Source organism: Streptomyces vilmorinianum (genome assembly GCF_005517195.1).
Taxonomy (GTDB): domain Bacteria; phylum Actinomycetota; class Actinomycetes; order Streptomycetales; family Streptomycetaceae; genus Streptomyces; species Streptomyces vilmorinianum.
On record NZ_CP040244.1, the window covers coordinates 1,612,054 to 1,630,650 of the forward strand.

17 protein-coding genes are annotated in these 18,597 nt (G+C 72.7%); 6 read left to right on the forward strand and 11 right to left on the reverse strand.

Going from position 1 to position 18,597, the window contains the following annotated elements; all coding sequences use genetic code 11:
• Positions 1-171: 171 nt before the first annotated feature.
• Together mreB and FDM97_RS07500 are read right to left on the reverse strand one after the other, a co-directional pair.
• Complete coding sequence (mreB, locus tag FDM97_RS07495) at positions 172-1,215, reverse strand: rod shape-determining protein (RefSeq protein WP_137989469.1); 1,044 nt, start codon at positions 1,213-1,215, stop codon at positions 172-174.
• A gap of 196 nt (positions 1,216-1,411) precedes the next feature.
• Positions 1,412-1,978, reverse strand: coding sequence for a hypothetical protein (locus FDM97_RS07500; protein WP_137989470.1), 567 nt, complete (start codon positions 1,976-1,978; stop codon positions 1,412-1,414).
• Positions 1,979-2,100: 122 nt separating this feature from the next.
• Here FDM97_RS07500 and FDM97_RS07505 point away from each other — a divergent pair, with 122 nt between their 5' ends.
• On the forward strand, positions 2,101-3,018 hold the full coding sequence (locus FDM97_RS07505) for an SCO2400 family protein (protein WP_137989471.1): 918 nt from the start codon (positions 2,101-2,103) through the stop codon (positions 3,016-3,018).
• A gap of 52 nt (positions 3,019-3,070) precedes the next feature.
• Here FDM97_RS07505 and FDM97_RS07510 read toward each other — a convergent pair whose 3' ends face one another.
• The gene (locus FDM97_RS07510) at positions 3,071-3,505 is read right to left on the reverse strand and encodes a MarR family winged helix-turn-helix transcriptional regulator (RefSeq protein WP_137989472.1); all 435 of its coding nucleotides are present in this window, start codon (positions 3,503-3,505) and stop codon (positions 3,071-3,073) included.
• Between the two features lie 118 nt (positions 3,506-3,623).
• On the opposite strand from FDM97_RS07510, the gene FDM97_RS07515 reads away from it, so the two are divergent.
• Together FDM97_RS07515 and FDM97_RS07520 are read left to right on the forward strand one after the other, a co-directional pair.
• A complete protein-coding gene (locus tag FDM97_RS07515; protein ID WP_137989473.1) occupies positions 3,624-4,643 on the forward strand; it encodes an NADP-dependent oxidoreductase in 1,020 nt (339 codons plus the stop codon).
• Between the two features lie 63 nt (positions 4,644-4,706).
• On the forward strand, positions 4,707-5,129 hold the full coding sequence (locus FDM97_RS07520) for an organic hydroperoxide resistance protein (RefSeq protein WP_137989474.1): 423 nt from the start codon (positions 4,707-4,709) through the stop codon (positions 5,127-5,129).
• Between the two features lie 69 nt (positions 5,130-5,198).
• Here FDM97_RS07520 and FDM97_RS07525 read toward each other — a convergent pair whose 3' ends face one another.
• A complete protein-coding gene (locus FDM97_RS07525; protein ID WP_137989475.1) occupies positions 5,199-7,703 on the reverse strand; it encodes a M14 family zinc carboxypeptidase in 2,505 nt (834 codons plus the stop codon).
• Between the two features lie 100 nt (positions 7,704-7,803).
• Here FDM97_RS07525 and FDM97_RS07530 point away from each other — a divergent pair, with 100 nt between their 5' ends.
• Positions 7,804-8,622, forward strand: coding sequence for an EI24 domain-containing protein (locus tag FDM97_RS07530; protein WP_137989476.1), 819 nt, complete (start codon positions 7,804-7,806; stop codon positions 8,620-8,622).
• A 4-nt stretch (positions 8,623-8,626) separates the two neighbouring features.
• Here FDM97_RS07530 and FDM97_RS07535 read toward each other — a convergent pair whose 3' ends face one another.
• From FDM97_RS07535 to FDM97_RS07545, 3 genes are all read right to left on the reverse strand, one after another.
• A complete protein-coding gene (locus FDM97_RS07535) occupies positions 8,627-9,343 on the reverse strand; it encodes a carbon-nitrogen hydrolase family protein (RefSeq protein ID WP_137989477.1) in 717 nt (238 codons plus the stop codon).
• Positions 9,344-9,393: 50 nt separating this feature from the next.
• On the reverse strand, positions 9,394-10,671 hold the full coding sequence (locus FDM97_RS07540; protein WP_137994708.1) for a pyroglutamyl-peptidase I: 1,278 nt from the start codon (positions 10,669-10,671) through the stop codon (positions 9,394-9,396).
• 117 nt (positions 10,672-10,788) lie between these two features.
• Positions 10,789-11,379, reverse strand: a complete 591-nt coding sequence (locus FDM97_RS07545) for a TetR/AcrR family transcriptional regulator (RefSeq protein ID WP_137989478.1) — start codon at positions 11,377-11,379, stop codon at positions 10,789-10,791.
• Between the two features lie 150 nt (positions 11,380-11,529).
• Here FDM97_RS07545 and FDM97_RS07550 point away from each other — a divergent pair, with 150 nt between their 5' ends.
• Entirely contained in the window at positions 11,530-13,983 is a 2,454-nt protein-coding gene (locus FDM97_RS07550; RefSeq protein WP_137989479.1) for a beta-glucosidase family protein, read from the forward strand.
• A 48-nt stretch (positions 13,984-14,031) separates the two neighbouring features.
• Here the strand turns inward: FDM97_RS07550 and FDM97_RS07555 are convergent, their stop codons facing one another.
• Positions 14,032-14,970: an aldose epimerase family protein gene (locus tag FDM97_RS07555; protein ID WP_137989480.1), complete on the reverse strand. Its 939-nt coding sequence runs from the start codon at positions 14,968-14,970 to the stop codon at positions 14,032-14,034.
• A gap of 11 nt (positions 14,971-14,981) precedes the next feature.
• Positions 14,982-15,884, reverse strand: a complete 903-nt coding sequence (locus FDM97_RS07560) for an SGNH/GDSL hydrolase family protein (RefSeq protein WP_137989481.1) — start codon at positions 15,882-15,884, stop codon at positions 14,982-14,984.
• Between the two features lie 271 nt (positions 15,885-16,155).
• Here FDM97_RS07560 and FDM97_RS07565 point away from each other — a divergent pair, with 271 nt between their 5' ends.
• A complete protein-coding gene (locus FDM97_RS07565) occupies positions 16,156-16,650 on the forward strand; it encodes a DUF3145 domain-containing protein (protein WP_137989482.1) in 495 nt (164 codons plus the stop codon).
• Between the two features lie 300 nt (positions 16,651-16,950).
• Here FDM97_RS07565 and fabF read toward each other — a convergent pair whose 3' ends face one another.
• Both fabF and FDM97_RS07575 read right to left on the reverse strand, forming a co-directional pair.
• On the reverse strand, positions 16,951-18,213 hold the full coding sequence (gene fabF, locus FDM97_RS07570) for a beta-ketoacyl-ACP synthase II (RefSeq protein WP_137989483.1): 1,263 nt from the start codon (positions 18,211-18,213) through the stop codon (positions 16,951-16,953).
• Between the two features lie 79 nt (positions 18,214-18,292).
• Positions 18,293-18,541: an acyl carrier protein gene (locus FDM97_RS07575; protein ID WP_137989484.1), complete on the reverse strand. Its 249-nt coding sequence runs from the start codon at positions 18,539-18,541 to the stop codon at positions 18,293-18,295.
• Positions 18,542-18,597 lie beyond the last annotated feature (56 nt).

Sequence of the window (18,597 nt, forward strand, 5' to 3'; positions counted from 1 at the left end):
CCTCGGCCGGGTCCCCTGCCGGCTCCTCGGCCGGGTCCCCTGCCGGGTCCCCTGCCGGCTCCTCGGCCGGGTCCCCTGCCGGGTCCTCCGCCGGTTCGCCGGCCGGTCCGCCCTGGTCCATGAGTGGCATGGGCTCATTGTCGTACAAAGCGGGAGACAGTGACCGTACCGTCACTCGGCCTCGGCCAGCGGGTCGAGGACCATCGGCTGGATCTTGCCCTCCAGCATCGCGCCGAGCCCGAGGATCGCGCACACGTCCGGCCGTTCGGCGATGTGCACCGGCATCCCGGTCGCCTCGCGCAGCATCTGGTCGAGCCCCGGCAGCAGCGCGCTGCCGCCGACCATCATGATGCCGCGCTCTGCGAGGTCCGCCACGAGGTCGGGCGGGCAGTCGCGCAGGATCTTGCCGATGCCGTCGAGGACGGCGGTCAGCGGGGTGTGGATCGCCTCGCGTACGGCGGCGGTCTCGACGGTCACCGAGCGGGCGAGGCCCGTGGCCACGTCCCGGCCGTGGATCTCTGTCGAGGTCGGGCCATGGGGGGTCAGACCGTTGCCGCTGAGGGCGAGTTGCAGCGGGCGCACGGACTGGCTGGGCAGCATCAGCTCGTGCTGGTGGCGCAGGTGCTGGATGACCGCGTGGTCGATCGCGTCACCGCCCACCGGGATCCGCTCGGCGGTGACGATGGAACCCAGCGAGAGCACGGCGACCTGGGTGGTCGCCGCCCCGCAGACCATGATCATGGTGGCGGTGGGCTGCTCGACGGGGAGTCCGCAGCCCACGGCCGCGGCGATCAGGGTGTCGACCAGCTCGACCCGCCGGGCGCCGAGCCCGACGAGGGTCTCGACGGCGGCGCGCTGGGCGAGCGGGTCGCTGTCGTGCGGGGTGCACGCGGCGGCCCGCAGCCGGGGCTTGCGGCGCAGCTGGCGGCGGAGCTTCTCGCCGAGGAGGTGACGGAGCATCCGCTGGGCCATCTCGATGTCGACGACGGTGCCGCCGGAGACGGGGCGGGCGACCCGGATGTAGTCGGGCGTGCGGCCGGTCATCTTCTCGGCCAGCGCACCGACGGCGATCAGTGCGCCGGTACGGGTGTTCACGGCGGCGACGCTGGGCTCGTCGACGACGAGCCCGGCGCCCTTGACGAAGACCCGGGTGCGGGCGGCGCCCAGGTCGACGGCGAGATGGCAACGGCGCAGCTGCTCAAGACTGACGGTCACGACAGATCCTCCGGAGTGCGGTGCTGGCACGGAGCGAGGTGGTACGCGGTTCTGCTTCGGCGTTCTGTTCGCATCGTGCGACCGGCTCCGGCGTGGCGCGCGCTGGGCTGAGCCGCCCGGGGGTGCCGTCGGGCCGCCCGGGGGAGCCGCCTGCCTGACGCCGGGTCAGCGCGGGCCGGTGCGCTCCGGGTCCCGTTCAGAGCAGGCGCTGCAGCAGGCCCCAGGTGAACTCGGCGGCGCGCGGGGTGCCGTCGGGAAGGGTGAAGTCCAGGCGCAGCCGGGTGGGCGCGCTGCCGTCGCGCGGACGGGCCGGCGGGAAGGCGTTGCCGACCTCGGCGACCGTGCAGCTCCAGGGCCGCAGGTCGGCCTCGGTGCGCAGTTCGGGCACGGGGGAGCCGGGCGCGCGGACCAGTCCCCTGCCCCACACGTCGGGGCGCGTGCGGCTGCCGAGGGGGCCCACGAGGACCTCCCAGCGCAGGTCCGGCCAGAGGGCCAGCTCCCATTGGAGGATCTCGGAGTCGTACGCCTCGACCCTGCGGCGCGCCACGGGCTCGCCGAGCACCGAGCGGTAGCGGGCGAGTTCGCCACGGCCCCCGCGGCCGTGCGCCCACGCCTGCCAGCGCCGGTTCGCCTCGCGCATCTCGGTCCGGGTGGCTCCCAGTTCGCGTACGGCCGCCTCGACCAGATCCGGTTGGTGGTCGGCCATCCGGCGGAGCAGGACGAGCTGGAACTCACGTGGCCCGAAAGGATCGGCTGAGGTCATGCGCCCATCCTGCCCGAAGCGGGAGAATCGCGACGACACGCCGCCGACCTGGGGTTTCCTCACAGGATCCTCACGTCGACGGCTACCTCAGTTGTCCACAGGAGACGTAGCCTGCGGGCGCCATGGACTACTGCCACCAGTGCCGACGGCATCTCAACGGCGCCCTCGCCTGTGCCGGGTGCGGAACCCCCGTCGAGGAGCTGCGGTACGAATCCCCCCGCGCGTACGAATCCCCCCGCGCGACGGCGTACGCGACCCCACCCGCGGCCCCACCCGCGACCGTGTACGCGACCGAGGTGGTGGCCGAAGCCGTGCCTGCGGCCGCTGCCGTGCCTGCCGCCGCGGTCGTGCCCGAGCCCGAGGTCGTGCCCGAGTACGTCTACGAACTGGATCCGCTCGAGCCCGCGCGCCCGGCCCGGGGCGGCCGTCGTGCCGCCCGGGGGCGGGACGGGGACGCCGGGCCTGTCCCGTCGGGGCGGGCCGCCGCGCGCAAGGGCCGCCGGGCGCGCAGCCGCAAGGGGCGCGGGGTGCTGGTCGGCACGCTGGGGGTCGTTCTCGCGGCCGGGGCGCTGAGCCTGGCGCAGCTGGCCCTCGAGCCGCCGGCCGAGGGCGGGGCCGCCACGGCCGTGGAGGAGGAAGACGTCGTCGAGACCTCGCTGCCGCCGGTGCCCTCGGAGAGCGCCACGCCGCCGGACGGGCCGAGCCCGGTCGACGAGCCGGCCTCGGAGTCCCCGACGGCCACGCGCGCCGCGACGTCCGGGGGCTCGGGGAGCGGGGGGTCGGGGAGCGGCGGTTCGGGCAGTGGAGGCTCGGGGAGCGGTGGCTCTCAGGGCTCCGGTGGTGGGCCGCCGGGGCCGTCGAGCGACACCGCGCCGTCCGGCTCGCCGTCCGCGCCGGCCTCGCAGACCGGTCCCACGCCGAGCGGCACGGGCAGCGTGAGCCCCACGGCGACGGCGCCGGGCGGTTCGCCGACGGCGACCGCCCCGGCTCCCACGCCGAGCCCCACCAAGACGGCCTGCTTCCTCTGGATCTGCTGGTAGGCGCAGGCGCAGGCGCAGGCCTAGGCGGGCCGGTCTCGCGGTGCGGCGGACGCTACAGCGCGTCCTCGCCCAGCATCCGCTTCAGCAGGTCCCGCAGCAGCGTGCGCTCGACCTCCGTGAGCTGCCCGAGCGGCTCGCGCGCGAAGTCCAGCGACTCCCGCAGCCGGCGGGCGGTGTCCAGACCTTCCGGGGTGGGCGCGGCCAGCTTGACGCGCCGGTCGGCCGGGTCGGGGCGTCTCTCCACCAGACCGCGCGATTCGAGGCGGTCCACGATCCCGGTGACGTTCGACGGCTCGCACTTGAGCTTCTGGGCGATCCTGCGCATGGGGACCGGCTCCAGGGAGAGCAGTCCGAGGACCCGGGCCTGGGCGCCGGTCAGCGCGTGCTCCGCGGCCGCCTGCTCGTACTCCTGGTGGTACCGCGACACGACCGTGCCGATCAGCTCGACGACTTCGAGGGTCAGGGGGTCTGTGCGTGAGATGGCCATGGGCTTCATCGTACCCAGATACTTGACAACATGAAATATCCAGAGGCATGGTTGTTTCAGGTAATGAAGTATTGCCTGACTGAAGTTTTCTCAGCCTGAATCCCAGGAGGCCGTGCAGATGTCCGTACTTCCCGCGTCCAGCCGTGAGTGGCACCTCGTCGCCCGTCCGCACGGCTGGCCCACCCCGGCGGACTTCGCCCTCCGTGAGACCCCCGTCACCGAGCCGGCCGAGGGCCGCATCCTGGTGCGGAACCTTCACTTCTCCGTCGACCCGTACATGCGCGGCCGGATGAACGACGTGAAGTCGTACGTCCCGCCGTTCAAGCTCGACCACCCCATGGACGGCGGCGCGGTCGGCGAGGTCGTCGCGTCCAACGCGGAGGGCTTCGCCGTCGGCGACCACGTCCTGCACGGCCTCGGCTGGCGCGAGTACGCCGACGTCCCGGCCCAGCACGCCACCAAGGTCGACCCGGACCTGGCCCCCCTCTCCAGCTACCTCGGCGTGCTGGGCATGACGGGCCTCACCGCCTACGCCGGCCTCTTCGAGGTCGCCTCCTTCAAGGAGGGCGACGCCGTCTTCGTCTCCGGCGCGGCCGGCGCCGTCGGCAGCCAGGTCGGCCAGATGGCGAAGCTCAAGGGCGCCTCCCGGGTCATCGGTTCCGCCGGCTCCGACGAGAAGGTCAAGCTCCTGGTCGAGGAGTACGGCTTCGACGCCGCCTTCAACTACAAGAACGGCCCGGTCAAGGACCAGCTGCGCGAGGCCGCCCCGGACGGCATCGACGTCTACTTCGACAACGTCGGCGGGGACCACCTCGAAGCCGCGATCTCCTCGCTCAACGTGCACGGCCGCGCCACCATATGCGGCATGATCGCGCAGTACAACGACACGGAGCCGGTGCCCGGCCCGCGCAACATGGCCATGATCATCGGCAAGCGGCTGCGCCTCCAGGGCGTCCTCGTCGGCGACCACTACGGCCTGCAGCCGCAGTTCGTCCAGGAGGTCGGCGGCTGGCTGCGCTCCGGCGAGCTCAAGTACAACGAGACCCGTGTCGAGGGCATCGAGAACGGCGTGGAGGCCTTCCTCGGCCTGCTCCGCGGGGACAACACCGGAAAGATGATCGTTTCGGTGACCGGCTAGTCTTCCCTCAGCCGTCGCGATCGTGGGCGCGAGTCGCGGCGAACCAGCAGAAGGAAGACCCGCATGTCCATTCAGCAGTCCGACGTCCTGTACACCGCCGTCGCCACCGCCCAGAACGGGCGGGACGGCCGTGTGGCCACCGACGACGGTCAGCTCGACGTCGTCGTCAACCCGCCCAAGGCCATGGGCGGCTCCGGCGCCGGCACCAACCCCGAGCAGCTCTTCGCCGCCGGCTACAGCGCCTGCTTCCAGGGCGCGCTCGGCGTCGTCGCCCGCAACGAGAAGGCCGACATCTCCGGCTCGACGGTCACCGCCGAGGTCGGCATAGGCAAGAACGACGACGGCTTCGGCCTCATCGTCAAGATCTCCGCGACCATCCCGAACGTGGACGTGGAGACCGCCAAGAGCCTGCTCGAGAAGGCCCACCAGGTCTGCCCGTACTCCAAGGCGACCCACGGCAACATCACGGTCGAACTGGCCGTCTGATTTTGCGCGTACGCTGGTGGAGGGCCGCACCCCGACCGACCGGGGTGCGGCCCTCTTCGCGTGGAGCCGCTACCGGGCCAGCAGCGCCCGCCCGACCTGCGCGAACGCCCCCTTCGGATGATCACGGAACAGCGGCTCCGTACCGAACAGGACCACCGGCACACCCCCGGCCGCCGTCCCGCTGACCACCGACGCCTGACCGGCCGCGTCCGCCGGGCCACCCCGGCCCTCCGGACCCGCCGCCCGCCAGTGCCCGGAGACCAGCGGATCGGCCGCCGCGTACGACTGCTCGGCCCGCACCCCCGCCCCCAGCTCCGTGAACCACATCGGTGAGTAGACGAAGGTGTGCCCCGGGGCGCCGCCGGTGAGCGCGCCGCCCGCGTTGCGGACCGCGACCACCCCGTTCGCGTCCCCGTTGCCCTCGACCGCCGTCGCCGGGATCAGCCCCGCCGCCGTGTTGAAGGCCGCGCCCGCCGCACCGATGCCCACGACCCCGGCACCGCTCGCGCCGAACGCCTCCCGCGCGGCCGGGGTGAGCTGCCCGTAATCAAGCCCCCGGGACACGAAGAGCACGTCGACGGCTGACCAGTCGAAGCCCGCGTTCAGGACCTGCGCCGACACCGGCACCACCTCGAAGCCCATCTCACGCAGCGCGAACAGCTCACCCGCCGACACCGAGGCCGCCACCCGGGTCCGCTCGAGAGGAGCCGTCCCCCGCTGCCAGGTGGCCCGGAACACCACCCCGTACCGCTCCGCGAGCACCCGGGCCAGGGCCCGCGCCGAGCCGGGCACGACCGCCGCGCCGTCCTCCGTACGGCGCACCTTCACCCCCTGCGCGAGCAGCGCGTTGACCGCAGCGAGCTCCTTCGGGTCGTCGAGCCGCAGCAGCAGGTCCCCGAACGGCGCGACCCGGCCCGTCGGGGAGGCGGCATGGACCGTCCGCACCACGCGCGGCACCGGACCGCCGCTCACCTTCTCCACCGTCGCGCCCCACAGCAGCCCCAGGCTCCAGCCCGAGATGTCGTACATCGTCGACACGTCCGCGCTGATGTCCCGGCCCTCCGCCAGGATCACGTTCGCGATCCCGCGCTTCGGCTGACGCATGTCGACGACGTACGAGCCGTCGGCGGCCTGCCCCACCCGTACGTCATTGGCGACCAGATGGTCGACGAGCCGCCCCGCCGCCACCGTGGACCTCTGCGAGCGCCCCGCCGGAATCACGTACGCGCGCGGGAAGGCCGTCGTGTAGACGTCCTCCGGACCGATCCCCGGCACCCCCGGCACGGTCTCCTCCGAGACCGGCCGCTGCGCCTCGCCCGCCGCGCCCCGCCGGAACGTCTCGATCTGGTCGGCGATCACCGACGCGCGACGCGTGTACGTGTAGTCGAGCGTCGCCCGCATCGCCGCGCCCGCGATGTCCACGTTGATCGCGGACCTGCGGCGCAGCTCGGCCTCCGGCAGCGTGTCGTACGCGCGGTTGTTCACGGTCATCGGGAACTCGATGGTGTGCGCGGCCACCGCGCCCTGGAAGGGCATGTACTGCGGAGTGAAGATCGGCGGCCAGTCGTCCCAGCCTTCCTCCTCGTCACGGAAGGGGATGACCGCCGGCTCGACCCCGTCCTTGTGGGGCGTGTAGCCGAGCCCGTTGACCGCCTTCTCCATGCCGAGCGCGTTGGCGTAGGAGTTCCTCAGGAACAGGTCGTACTCGTAGTTCTCGCCGTGCGGCGGGGTCGTCGGCTCGATCAGCGTGCCGTTGACGTAGCCGTGCAGATCCAGCATCACGGCCGGCTGCCGGTCGATGGCGATCCGGCGGATCGCGCGCGCCTCGGGCTGCGAGGCGGTGATGAAGTCCCGGTTGAGGTCGAAGCCGTTGGCGTTGGCGCGGGTACCGGCGATCCGGCCGTCCGGGTTGGCGGTGACGTTCAGCAGGATCCGGGTCCTCGCGAGCAGCCCGGCCGTCTTGCCGTCGGTGGCGGTCGCGAGCTCCTCGATCAGCTCCAGGGCCGCGTCCGTGCCCTCCCACTCGTTGCCGTGGATGTTGTTGTTGATGAAGACCGGGGTCTTGTACGCGGCCTTGATCCGGGGATCCTTGGCCGCGGCGGCGGGCGCGTTCTCGATCAGCTCGCGCATCCGCTCCTGTTCACGCGCCTCGCGGGCGCTCTCCGGGGCGGTCACCGTGACCAGATACAGCTCGTGTCCGCCCGCCGAGTGCCCGGCGACCTCGACGCTCACCCGGTCGCCCAGCTTCTGCAGAGCGTTGAGGCGCGGGGCGAGGGAGTGGTACGGCGCGAGGCCCAGCCTGATCGACTTGTCGGCCGGGTCGACGGGCGGCACGGTCAGCTCGGTACGGCGGGGATAGCCGCCGTCCGTGCGGAGGGTCACGTCGGGCGTGAGGGAGCGGGCGGTGCGCGTGCCGGGCGCCACGGAGGCGGTGTCCCGCCCGGCTCCTTCGCGTACGGGACGGGGGTCGCGCGCCGGGCCCGGCGCGGCGCTCGCGGGCAGCGCGGAGAGGGTCAGCGCTCCGAGAAGAGCGCCGCTGACGGTGGTGATCAGGACGGTTCGGGGTCTCGCCATGCGTACGCAACCTCCGTAGGTGATCAGTACGCAGGGGTCTACCCTGTCGTGCTCCGGACAACAAGAGGGCCTCGGTTCGCCGCCCTATAGGCTGATCGGCATGCGTGATTTCGGGACGGGTTTCGGCTATCTGGTGCAGGGTCAGAAGTGGGTGGGGAGGCACGGGCGCTGGCTCGGGTTCGGGCTGCTGCCCGGGCTCGTGACGCTCGTGCTGTACGTGGGCGCGCTCACCGGCCTCGGCTACGGCGCCGACGACCTGACCGCCTGGGCGACCCCGTTCGCCGACGACTGGTCCTCGCCCTGGCTCGGCGTCTTCCGCGGCACGCTGACCGTCCTGGTCTTCGCCTTCGGGCTCTTCCTCGCGGTCGTCACCTTCACCGCCGTGACCCTGCTGGTCGGCCAGCCCTTCTACGAGTCGCTCTCCGAGCAGGTCGACCGCACCGAGGGCGGTGAGGTCCCCGAGTCCGGCCTCCCGCTCTGGCGCGAGCTGTGGATCTCCGCCCGGGACAGCCTGCGGGTCCTGCTCCGGGTGGCCTGCTACGGCATCCTCCTCTTCGCCTGCGGTTTCATCCCGGTGGTCGGCCAGACCGTCGTCCCGGCCATCGGCTTCTGCGTCTCCGGCTTCTTCCTCGCCGAGGAGCTGACGGCCGTCGCCCTCCAGCGCCGTCGCGTCGAACTCAAGGAGCGGCTCGGCCTGTTGCGCGGCCGCCGGATGCTGACCCTCGGCTTCGGCGTCCCGCTGACCCTGGCCTTCCTCGTCCCCTTCGTCGCGGTCTTCCTCATGCCGGGCGCGGTCGCGGGCGCGACGCTCCTGGCCCGCGACCTGCGTGGCGAGAACGAACCGGACACCGCGGAGCCCGCCACGAGGGAGCCCGCCACCCCGGCCCCCGTACAGGCCCAGGCCCAGGCCCGGTCCTAGGGCGTCAGATGTTCAACTCGGCCAGGACGAATCCCGGCCGGTCGGGGCCCGCGTCGGCGATCCGCTCGCCGTCCGGGCCCCACGCGCCTGCCCCGCCGGCGCCCACACCGTCCTCGTTGCGCCCCAGGACGTTGCCGAGCACCACGTACAGGCCGAAGTCCCGGGCCCGCGTCGGATAGACCTTCTCGAAGGAGTCGTTGTCGGCGGAGAGCACCGAGCTCGCCAGACAGACCGCGCAGCCGTCGGCGGCGGCCCGCTCGGCCAGTTCGGGGAAGCGGTTGTCGTAGCAGGTGGCGGTCGCGAACCGGACGCCGTCGAGGGTGAAGCGGCCGTCGGCCGTGCCCGGGGAGAAGACCTCCTGCTCGATCCCGTACAGATGCTGCTTGTCGTAGCGGGTGAGGAGCGAGCCGTCCGGGCCGATGACGAGCGTGGTGACTCCGGGGCGCGTCCGCGCCGTGCGCACCGGGCCGTTGACGACGGCCGCCGCGCCGGCCGCGCGGCACGCCTCCCGGATCGGCTCCAGGCGCGCGTCGTCCTCGGACAGGACGAGACCGGGGGTGTCCCGGATCAGCGTCGGCTCGTAGCCGGTCAGGGCCAGCTCGGCGAAGACGACGAGCCGGGCCCCGTCGGCGGCGGCCGCCCGGATCAGCTCGGCGGCGGTACGGACATTGGCCTCGATGTCCCCGGCGACCGGGGCGAACTGCGTGGCGGCGACGATCATGTCCCTCATCATCTCGCGACCGGGCGGGGCTGGACTCCGGTCCGGGCGCGTCAGGGGGTGGAGGACCCGGCGACGCGGTCCGAGGCGGCCACCCCGATGATCGCCCGCACCTGGGCGATGATGTCCAGCCGGTTGCGTACGAACTCCGGATCGGTGACCGCGCCCGTCGCCGGGTCCGTGTTGCCGGCGCCGAACTGGAGGACCGGGGTGTGGACATGGCCGCCGGGCAGCTCCGGCAGGCCGAGCCGGTCGCGGAGCAGGGTCGCGCGGTAGGCGATCTCGTTCGAGAGGTAGTTCCCGCCGCCGCCCGCGCGGGCCGTGGAACCGGCGGTCGGGCCGTCCGGGCGGGCCACGGGCGTGCTCGACCCGGCCGGGATCTCGGTCACCGCCGTGTTGTCGTACACCGGGAAACGCCCGGTGCTCGCGGCGACGATCGAGCGGTACGGGAGGGTGGTCGCCGTCCACTGGGGCTGCGTGGCCGGGTCGGCGACCGGGACGGTCTCCGTGCGCGCGAGGTTCTCGTTGTCGGGGAAGCCGCCCCGCCAGGCCCCGTTGAACCGCTCGATGTCGAAGCGGCCGACCCGGCCCTGGCTCACGGTGGTGAACAGGTCCACCTCCGGCAGCCGGTCCCGCAGCGTCCGCTCGACCGTGCCGTCGGCGAAGTCCCGCCAGCGGACGGGGAAGACGGCCGTCTCGATCCGGGCGAGGCTCCCGTCGGCCGTACGGATCCAGGTGCCGTCCAGGGCGAGCGCGGTGGCCCCGGACGGGTTGCTGATCCGGACGTCCCGGTCGAGCGTGAACGGGTCGAAGCCGGTCATCAGGACCCGCTTGACGCCCTTGCCCGCCGGGAAGCGGATCGCGTCCTGGCCACGCGAGGAGCGTTCGAGCCGGTCGAGCAGCCTGGCCCGCCCGGCCTCGTCGAGAGCGAACTCCGGCTGCCAGCCGCGCAGTTCACGGGTCATACCGAGTCGCGCCCAGTACAGCGGCCGGTCGTCGTCCCGGCTGAGATCACCCCGTACGTGACGCCCCTGCGCCCGGTCGACCGCGTCCCGCCAGAGCCGCGCACCGTGCCGTACGACCGCCCGCTCGGCCTCCTCGTACGACCGCGCGCCGACCAGGGCGCGGGCGAACTCCGGTGCCACGGTGCCGAATCCGCTGCGCCGCAGGATCTCCTGGGGAGCGGCCCGGTCGAGGCGCGCCTCCTCCACCGTGCCGGCGGTGTCGGCCGCCGTGGCCCCTTCGGCCGACGCGGGAGGCGTCGCCAGGACCAGGGAGGCGGTGATCAGCGCGAGACCGAGCGAGGCATGACGTGTCCGGGGCGGGCGTATCCGGGGCAGGCGTGTCCGGGGCAGGCGTATTCGAGGCAGCACAGGCGAGCCCTCCATCGGGTCGGGAACCGGCCCGCGCAGTATCCCGGCTCACCCGTAACTCCCGCTACGGTGCCCTCACTTGTCGCTCGCGTGCCCATCGTCCGCGCGGAGCCCGAGCAGGATCAGGAAGTCCCGGAACGCGGCCGGCATGTCCACCGCCGCCGGGTCGAGCAGCCACTGGTACTGCAGCCCGTCCATCACGGCCGTCAGGAGCGGCGCCGCGCGCTCCGGGGTGAGGCCGCTCGGCAGGCGCTCGCCGAACTCCAGGCGCAGTACGTTCGCCATCTCCGCGCGCACCTGGGCGTACCGCTCGGTGAAGAAGGCCCGCGCCGGGTGGCCTTCGGTCACGCTCTCTCCGAGCAGGGCGGAGAAGGTCTGCACGATCCCCGGCCGCATCGCGTTGTACTCGACGAGGGAGTCGATCAGGTCGAGCCGCCAGCCCTCGCGCGCGCCCGCCCCGCTCGTGTCCCACTTGTCGCGCTCCTCCAGGACCGCGACGAGCAGGGCCTCCTTCGTGGGGAAGTAGTGCAGCAGACCCTGCTGCGTGAGCCCGACCCGCTCGGCGACGGCGCCGAGCGAGGCGCCCCGGTAGCCGCGCTCGGCGATCACTTCGAGGGTCGCGCGCACGATGTCCCCGCGCCGCTCCTCGCTCCTGGCCCGCACCATCGCCGTGGCCCCCTCTCCGTCGCCTTCCGCAGGTCCCTGTCGACAGGACGGTACGCCATGGCAACATAACGAAACAGTAACGTAACCTACCGATCTACAGGTAGGCAGGCCACCATGTGCCCACCACGACTTCAACGAGGAGGTACGGCCATGGCGGAGATCAGCGCGGAGACCGTCCGTGAGCAGGCCGTCGAGGCGGCGCTCTCCAAGCTCGACCTGGACACCAAGGCCCGGCTGCTCGCCGGCCAGGACATGTGGTCACTGCCCGCGCTGCCCGAGATAGGGCTGCGGTCGCTCGTCATGTCCGACGGGCCGATCGGCGTACGGGGCGTCCGCTGGACCGCCGACGACCCCTCGATCGCCCTGCCGTCCCCGACCGCGCTCGCCGCCGCCTGGGACCCCGCCCTCGCCCGCCGCGCCGGCCGCCTCCTCGCCCAGGAGGCCCGCCGCAAGGGCGTCCACGTCCTCCTCGCCCCGACCGTCAACCTGCACCGCACGCCGCTCGGCGGCCGCCACTTCGAGGCGTACAGCGAGGACCCGTACCTCACCGGCGAGATCGGCACCGGCTACGTCCAGGGCGTCCAGGACGGCGGCGTCGGCACCACGGTCAAGCACTTCGTCGCCAACGACGCCGAGACCGACCGCTTCACCGTCGACAACAAGGTCGCCGCCCGCCCGCTGCGCGAGCTCTACCTCGCCCCCTTCGAGGCCATCGTCAAGAACGCCCACCCCTGGGGCATCATGACCGCCTACAACCAGGTCAACGGCGTGACCATGACCGAGCACCACCACCTCGTCAACGAGGTCCTGCGCGGCGAGTGGGGCTTCGACGGCTACAACGTCTCCGACTGGATGGCCGCCCGCTCCACGAAGGGCGACATCGAAGGCGGCCTCGACGTCGCCATGCCCGGCCCGCAGACCGTCTACGGCGAGGCCCTGGCCGCCGCCGTCCGCGCCGGCGAGGTCGAGGAGTCGGCCGTCGACACGGCCGTACGGAACGTGCTCCGGCTCGCCGCCCGCGTCGGCGCCCTCGAAGGCGCCCCGCCGGTCGTCACCGAGCCCCCCGCCGCCGTCGACGGCGAGGCGCTCGCCCGCGAGATCGCCCACCGCGGCTTCGTCCTCGTACGCAACGAGGGCGACGCGCTGCCGCTCAAGGGGCGCACCGTCGCCCTCTCCGGCGCCGCCGCCCGCGACGCCCGGGTCCTCGGCGGCGGCTCCGCCCAGGTCTTCCCCGACCACACCGTCTCCCCGCTCGACGGCCTCACCGCCGCCCTGGCCGCGCTTCCCGGGGGGTCCCTGACCTTCTCGCTCGGCGCCGACCCGAGCGACGAACTCACCCCCGCCGGCTCCGTCGAACCAGGGTTCACCCTCCGCGCGGTCTGCCGCGGCGCCGACGGCACCGTCCTCGGCGAGGGCAGCCTGCCGAGCGGTCAGGTCCAGTGGATCGGCGACGACCTGCCGGCCGGTGTCACCCACGAGACCCTGCACTCCATCGAGGTCGTCGGCACCTTCACCCCGCGCGAGTCCGGCGAGCACGCCTTCGGCACCCGGGGCCTGGGCGCCTTCACCCTCACCGTCGCGGGCGAGACCGTCTACGAGGGCGTCCAGACCATGGGCCCGGAGACCGACCCCTTCGAGGCGTTCTTCGGCTCCCCGGTCGAGCGCGGCAAGGTCGCGCTCACGGCGGGCGAGCCCGTCGAGGTCTCCCTCCGCCACACCCTGAACAAGGAGTTCGCGCCCCCGCTGCCCGCGGTCATGTTCTCCTTCGTCCACCTCGGGCCGCGCCGTGACCCCGACGAACTGATCGCCGAAGCCGTCGAGGCCGCCCGCGCCGCCGACACCGCCGTCGTGGTCGTCGCCACCACCGAGCGCGTCGAGTCCGAGGGCTTCGACCGCAAGGACCTCGCCCTCCCGGGCCGGCAGGACGATCTCGTACGGGCCGTGGCCGCCGCCAACCCGAACACGGTCGTCGTCGTCAACGCCGGCTCCCCGGTCGAGATGCCCTGGCGGGAGGACGTCGCCGCGATCCTGCTCAGCTGGTTCCCCGGCCAGGAGGGCGGCGCCGCGCTCGCCGACGTCCTGACCGGCGCCGCCGAGCCCGGCGGCCGGCTCCCCACCACCTGGCCCGTCGCCCTCGCCGACGTCCCCGTCACCGAGGTCGCCCCGACCGGCGGCGAACTGGACTACGCCGAAGGCGTGTTCATCGGCTACCGCGCCTGGGACAAGGCCGGCACCACCCCCGCGTACGCCTTCGGCCACGGCCTCGGCTACACCACGTGGAGCTACGACTCCCTGGAGGTCACCCCGACGGCGGCGAAGGTCCGGATCACCAACACCGGCACCCGGACCGGCCGCGAGGTCGTCCAGATCTACCTGGCGCCCCGGACCGACACGGTCGAACGCCCGGCGCGCTGGCTGGCCGGCTTCGCGTCCGTCGAGGCCGCCGCGGGCGCGTCCGCCGAGGTCGAGATCCCGCTGCCCCGCCGCGCCTTCGAGATCTGGGACGAGGAGAAGAACGACTGGGCCTTCGTCCCCGGCGCGTACGAGGTCAGGGCCGCGCACTCGCTCACCGACGCGCGCCTCACGGCCGCGCTGGAGGTCTGAGCCCGCATGACCAGCCCCGGGGCGGAACCTGACAACCGCCCCGGGGCTTCAGCGCGTCCCGAAGCGGAACCAGGTGGCCGAGGCGTACTCCTCGCCCGGCCGCAGGACCGTGGACGGGAACTCCGGCCGGTTCGGGGAGTCCGGGAAGGCCTGCGTCTCCAGCGCGATCCCCGAGAACATCGCGTCCGCGTACACCTGGAGCCCCGGCTCGGTCGTCCCCACCGTCACCACCCGCCCCGTCACCGGCGAGTACAGCTCGGCCGCCTCCGGCGCGCCCGCGTCGAGCACGAAGTTGTCGTCGAGCCCCACCCCGGCAGGCCTCCGCGTACGGAAGTCGAGCCGGGTGCCGTCCACCGGGGCGATCTCCCCGGTCGGAATCCCCGACCCGTCCCGCACGGTGAAATGCCCGGCCGCGACCCGCAGTTCGGGAGCGCCGCCCAGATCCCAGTACGTGTGGTTCGTCAGCGCCACCACCGTCGGCGCGTCCGTCCGCGCCCGGTAGGCGATCCGCAGCGAGCCGTCGCCGTCGAGCGTGTACGTCGCCGAGACCTCCAGGCGCCCGGGGAAGCCCTCCTCGCCGTCCGGGCTCACCCGGGACAGCCGTACCCCGCCCGCGGTCTCCTCCGCGTCCCACACGTGCTTGTCGAAGCCGCGCTCGCCGCCGTGGAGGCTGTGCGGCCCGCCGTTACGGGCCAGCAGGTGCACCCGCCCGTCGAGGGTGAACGTCCCGCCCGCGATCCGGTTGGCGTAACGCCCCACCAGGGCGCCGAAGTACGGCTCCGGGCGCTTCAGATACCCCTCGAGGTCCGGGAAGCCGAGGACCACGTCACCCGGGACGCCGTCCCGGTCCGGTGTCTCGACCGACTGCACGATGCCGCCGTACGTCAGCACCCGCACGCGCACCGCGTCGCGTTGGAGCGTCCAGCGCGTCACGTCCGTACCGTCGACCGAGCCGAAGGGCTCGCTCGTGATCCTCGTGATCGTCATGATCCGGAACCCTACGCGGGCGGCTCCGGCGCCGTCACCTGCCGATGGGCGATCTCCGCGAGCCTGGCCTGCCCGTCCTTGCTCGGATGGAACCAGTCCCACGGGCTGAGCTGCCCGCCGTCGAAGCGGAAGCCGAACACGGCCCCGCCGTCGTACCGGCAGCGCCGGTCCTTCGCGCAGACCTCCCGCAGGGCCGCGTTGTACGCCACGACCCGGTCCCGCACCAGCGTCCTGCGCTGCTCGGCCGGCGCGCTCAGATCCTCGGCGTCGGCCAGCATCGAGGCGCAGATCCCCAGCTTCCAGACCTGCCGGCCCATCGGGCTGACCCGCCCCGTGGACCACAGCCGCTTCAGGTCCGGCACGCTCGACACGTACACCTGCGCCGTGGGCGCGGCGGCCCGCAGCCGGCCCAGCGCCGACGCGAAGGAGTCGCGGAACTCCTCGACCGGGGTCATCAGTTCGGGCCGCTGCCGGCAGGCGTCGTTGGCGCCCATCATCACCGTCACCAGCTCCGGCTTCCGCGCGGCCGCCCGCGCCATCTGCTCGGGCAGCTCCGCCATCCGCGCCCCGGTCCGCGCGAGGTTCCAGCTGCGCGCGGCCACCTTCTCCGGCCCGAGCAGCCGCAGGGCGAGGCTGTTGACCCCGGTGTCCGTGCCGGTCGCCCAGGACGCCTCGGGGCAGTCCGCCAGGACCGCGCAGGCGTCGAAGGCGCGGGTGATGGAGTCGCCGACGGCGGCGACGGAGCCGGGGGAGCGGTCCCACAGGGGGGTCGGTTTCGGCGTCGGCTTCGGGGTTCCGGCCGCCGCGGGGGCCCGGTGGTCAGCCGTGTCACACCCCGTCAGCGCGCCCGCGCACAGCAGCGCCGCCGCCGCGGAGGCGACGGCGGTACGGAGACGATGTCGGCCGTGTCGCATGCCTCGGCCCCTCCCACGGCGTCCGTTCGGCGTCCTGGCGAGTGAAAGCTTCGTGTCCACCGGCCCCCGGACCGACCGTACGTCACCCCAAGGGGGGTGCGGCACGGTAGCTTTTCCCCCGTCGAACCAGAGGCACCTTTGCCAACCGGCTCCGGTAAATTACATCACGTCACATGCTGTCCGTTTTTCGGGGGTTTGCGGATTTTTGCTCCCGATGTTGTTTACTGAGGCCGCTGGGAAAGGCGAACCTCGTCCCACACTGGAGGTCCCGGTGACGACACGTGGAGTTCTGTACGTTCACTCCGCACCGCGCGCGCTGTGCCCGCACGTCGAATGGGCGGTGGCGGGCGTCCTCGGTGCGAGGGTCCAGCTCGACTGGATCCGCCAGCCGGCGTCCCCCGGCACCTGGAGAGCCGAGTTCTCCTGGCAGGGCGAGACCGGCACGGCCTCCAAGCTCGCCTCCGCGCTGCGCGGCTGGCAGATGCTCCGCTTCGAGGTCACCGCGGAACCGTGCCCGACGGCCGAGGGCGAGCGCTACAGCGCCACGCCCGAACTGGGCATCTTCCACGCGGTCACCGGCATGCACGGCGACATCCTGATCCCGGAGGACCGCCTGCGCGCCGCCCTGGCGCGCTCGGTACGCGGCGAGACGGAGCTGGAGGCGGAGATCGCCAAACTGCTCGGCAAGCCCTGGGACGACGAACTGGAGCCGTTCCGGTACGCCGGCGAGGGCGCCCCGGTGCGCTGGCTGCACCAGGTGGTCTGAGTTCTCGACGGGCTCCGTCCCCCGGTCGTTCCGACCGCCCGGTGACCACACGGTGACCACACCTCGAAGGCCCCCCGCCGGGACGTTCCGGCAGGGGGCCTTCGAAGGAGCGTGACGGCGGATCAGACCGTGCGGAACGCCAGGACCACGTTGTGGCCGCCGAAGCCGAAGCTGTTGGCCTCTTCTTCGTGCGCTCCTCGCACCGCTTCGCGGGCTTCGGGGCGCTGTGCCGGACTCCGTCCGGCGGGTGTGGCGAAGGCCCACCCCGAGTCGGGGTGGGCCTCACGCGCGATTGCGGGGTCAGACCGTACGGAACGCCAGGACCACGTTGTGGCCGCCGAAGCCAAAGCTGTTGTTGATCGCGGCGATCGTGCCCTGCGGCAGCTCGCGCGGCTCGTCGCGGACGATGTCCGCGTCGACCTCCGGGTCCAGGTCGTCGACGTTGATCGTCGGCGGGGCCAGACGGTGGTGCAGCGCCAGGACCGTCGCGACGGTCTCGATGCCGCCCGCGCCGCCCAGGAGGTGACCCGTCATCGACTTCGTCGCGGAGATCGCGACGTGGTCCAGGTCCTCGCCCAGGATCTTGCGCAGCGCCTTGATCTCGGCGACGTCACCCTGCGGGGTCGACGTGGCGTGCGCGTTCAGGTGTACGACCTCGGAGGGCTTGAGGTCCGTCGAGTCCAGCAGGTTCTGCATCGCGGCCGCGATACCCCGGCCGGTCGGCTCGGGCTGCGCGATGTGGTGGCTGTCGGCCGACAGGCCCTGGCCCAGCGCCTCGCAGTAGATGCGGGCGCCGCGCGCCTTGGCGTGCTCCTCGGACTCGAGGACCACCACGCCCGCGCCCTCTCCGAGCACGAAGCCGTCACGGGCCGTGTCGTACGGACGCGAGGCCTTGGCCGGCTCGTCGTTGTTCTTGGACATCGCCATCATGTTGGCGAAGGCGGCGATGGGCAGCGGGTGGATCGCCGCCTCCGTGCCGCCGGCCACGACCACGTCGGCCCGGCCGGTACGGATCATCTCGACGGCGTAGCCGATCGCCTCGGCACCCGACGCGCACGCGGAGACCGGGGTGTGCACGCCCGCCCGGGCGTTCACCTCCAGGCCGACGTTGGCGGAGGGGCTGTTCGGCATGAGCATGGGCACGGTGTGCGGGGAGACGCGGCGTACGCCCTTCTCCTTCAGCACGTCGTACTGGTCGAGCAGAGTCGTGACACCGCCGATGCCGGAGGCGATGACGGAACCGAGCCGCTCGGGCGCGATCTTCTCGTCCTCGCCGGCAGGGGCGGAGTAGCCCGCGTCGGCCCACGCCTCACGGGCCGCGATCACGGCGAACTGCGCCGAGCGGTCCAGCTTGCGGGCGAGCGGGCGGGGCAGAACGTCACCCGGGTCGACCGCGGCGAGTGCGGCGATCTGGACGGGCAGTTCGGCGAAGCGTTCGCCCTCAAGGGGCTTGACGCCGGAGCGTCCCGCGATCAGACCTTCCCAGGTCGATGCGGAGTCGCCACCCAGCGGTGTGGTTGCGCCGATACCGGTGACGACCACGGTGCGATTGGTCGAGCTCACAGGAATTCTTTCTCCACGTGTGTGATGGTCGAAATACGGCGCCACCGCCGGGTGGCTGACCGAGTCAGCAGGGGCCGAATCAGCCCTGGTGCTTCAGGATGTAATCGGTCGCGTCGCCGACCGTCTTGAGGTTCTTGACGTCCTCGTCCGGGATCTTGACGTCGAAGCGCTCTTCAGCGGCGACAACGACCTCGACCATGGACAGCGAGTCGACGTCGAGGTCGTCCGTGAAGGACTTCTCGAGCGCGACGTCCTCGGTCGGGATGCCGGCGATCTCGTTCACGATCTCGGCGAGACCGGCGACGATCTCTTCCTGGGTGGCGGCCATGGTGGCGCTCCTTCTGTGATTGCTGAGGTAAGGGGCTTCCGGAAGATCCGGTGTGC

Coding starts and splice junctions, on each gene's coding strand:
- FDM97_RS07500 (WP_137989470.1), bottom strand. CDS start 1,978: ATGACCTCAGCCGATCCTTTCGGGCCACGTGAGTTCCAGCTCGTCCTG.
- FDM97_RS07505 (WP_137989471.1), top strand. CDS start 2,101: ATGGACTACTGCCACCAGTGCCGACGGCATCTCAACGGCGCCCTCGCC.
- FDM97_RS07510 (WP_137989472.1), bottom strand. CDS start 3,505: ATGGCCATCTCACGCACAGACCCCCTGACCCTCGAAGTCGTCGAGCTG.
- FDM97_RS07515 (WP_137989473.1), top strand. CDS start 3,624: ATGTCCGTACTTCCCGCGTCCAGCCGTGAGTGGCACCTCGTCGCCCGT.
- FDM97_RS07520 (WP_137989474.1), top strand. CDS start 4,707: ATGTCCATTCAGCAGTCCGACGTCCTGTACACCGCCGTCGCCACCGCC.
- FDM97_RS07525 (WP_137989475.1), bottom strand. CDS start 7,703: ATGGCGAGACCCCGAACCGTCCTGATCACCACCGTCAGCGGCGCTCTT.
- FDM97_RS07530 (WP_137989476.1), top strand. CDS start 7,804: ATGCGTGATTTCGGGACGGGTTTCGGCTATCTGGTGCAGGGTCAGAAG.
- FDM97_RS07535 (WP_137989477.1), bottom strand. CDS start 9,343: ATGATCGTCGCCGCCACGCAGTTCGCCCCGGTCGCCGGGGACATCGAG.
- FDM97_RS07545 (WP_137989478.1), bottom strand. CDS start 11,379: ATGGTGCGGGCCAGGAGCGAGGAGCGGCGCGGGGACATCGTGCGCGCG.
- FDM97_RS07550 (WP_137989479.1), top strand. CDS start 11,530: ATGGCGGAGATCAGCGCGGAGACCGTCCGTGAGCAGGCCGTCGAGGCG.
- FDM97_RS07555 (WP_137989480.1), bottom strand. CDS start 14,970: ATGACGATCACGAGGATCACGAGCGAGCCCTTCGGCTCGGTCGACGGT.
- FDM97_RS07560 (WP_137989481.1), bottom strand. CDS start 15,884: ATGCGACACGGCCGACATCGTCTCCGTACCGCCGTCGCCTCCGCGGCG.
- FDM97_RS07575 (WP_137989484.1), bottom strand. CDS start 18,541: ATGGCCGCCACCCAGGAAGAGATCGTCGCCGGTCTCGCCGAGATCGTG.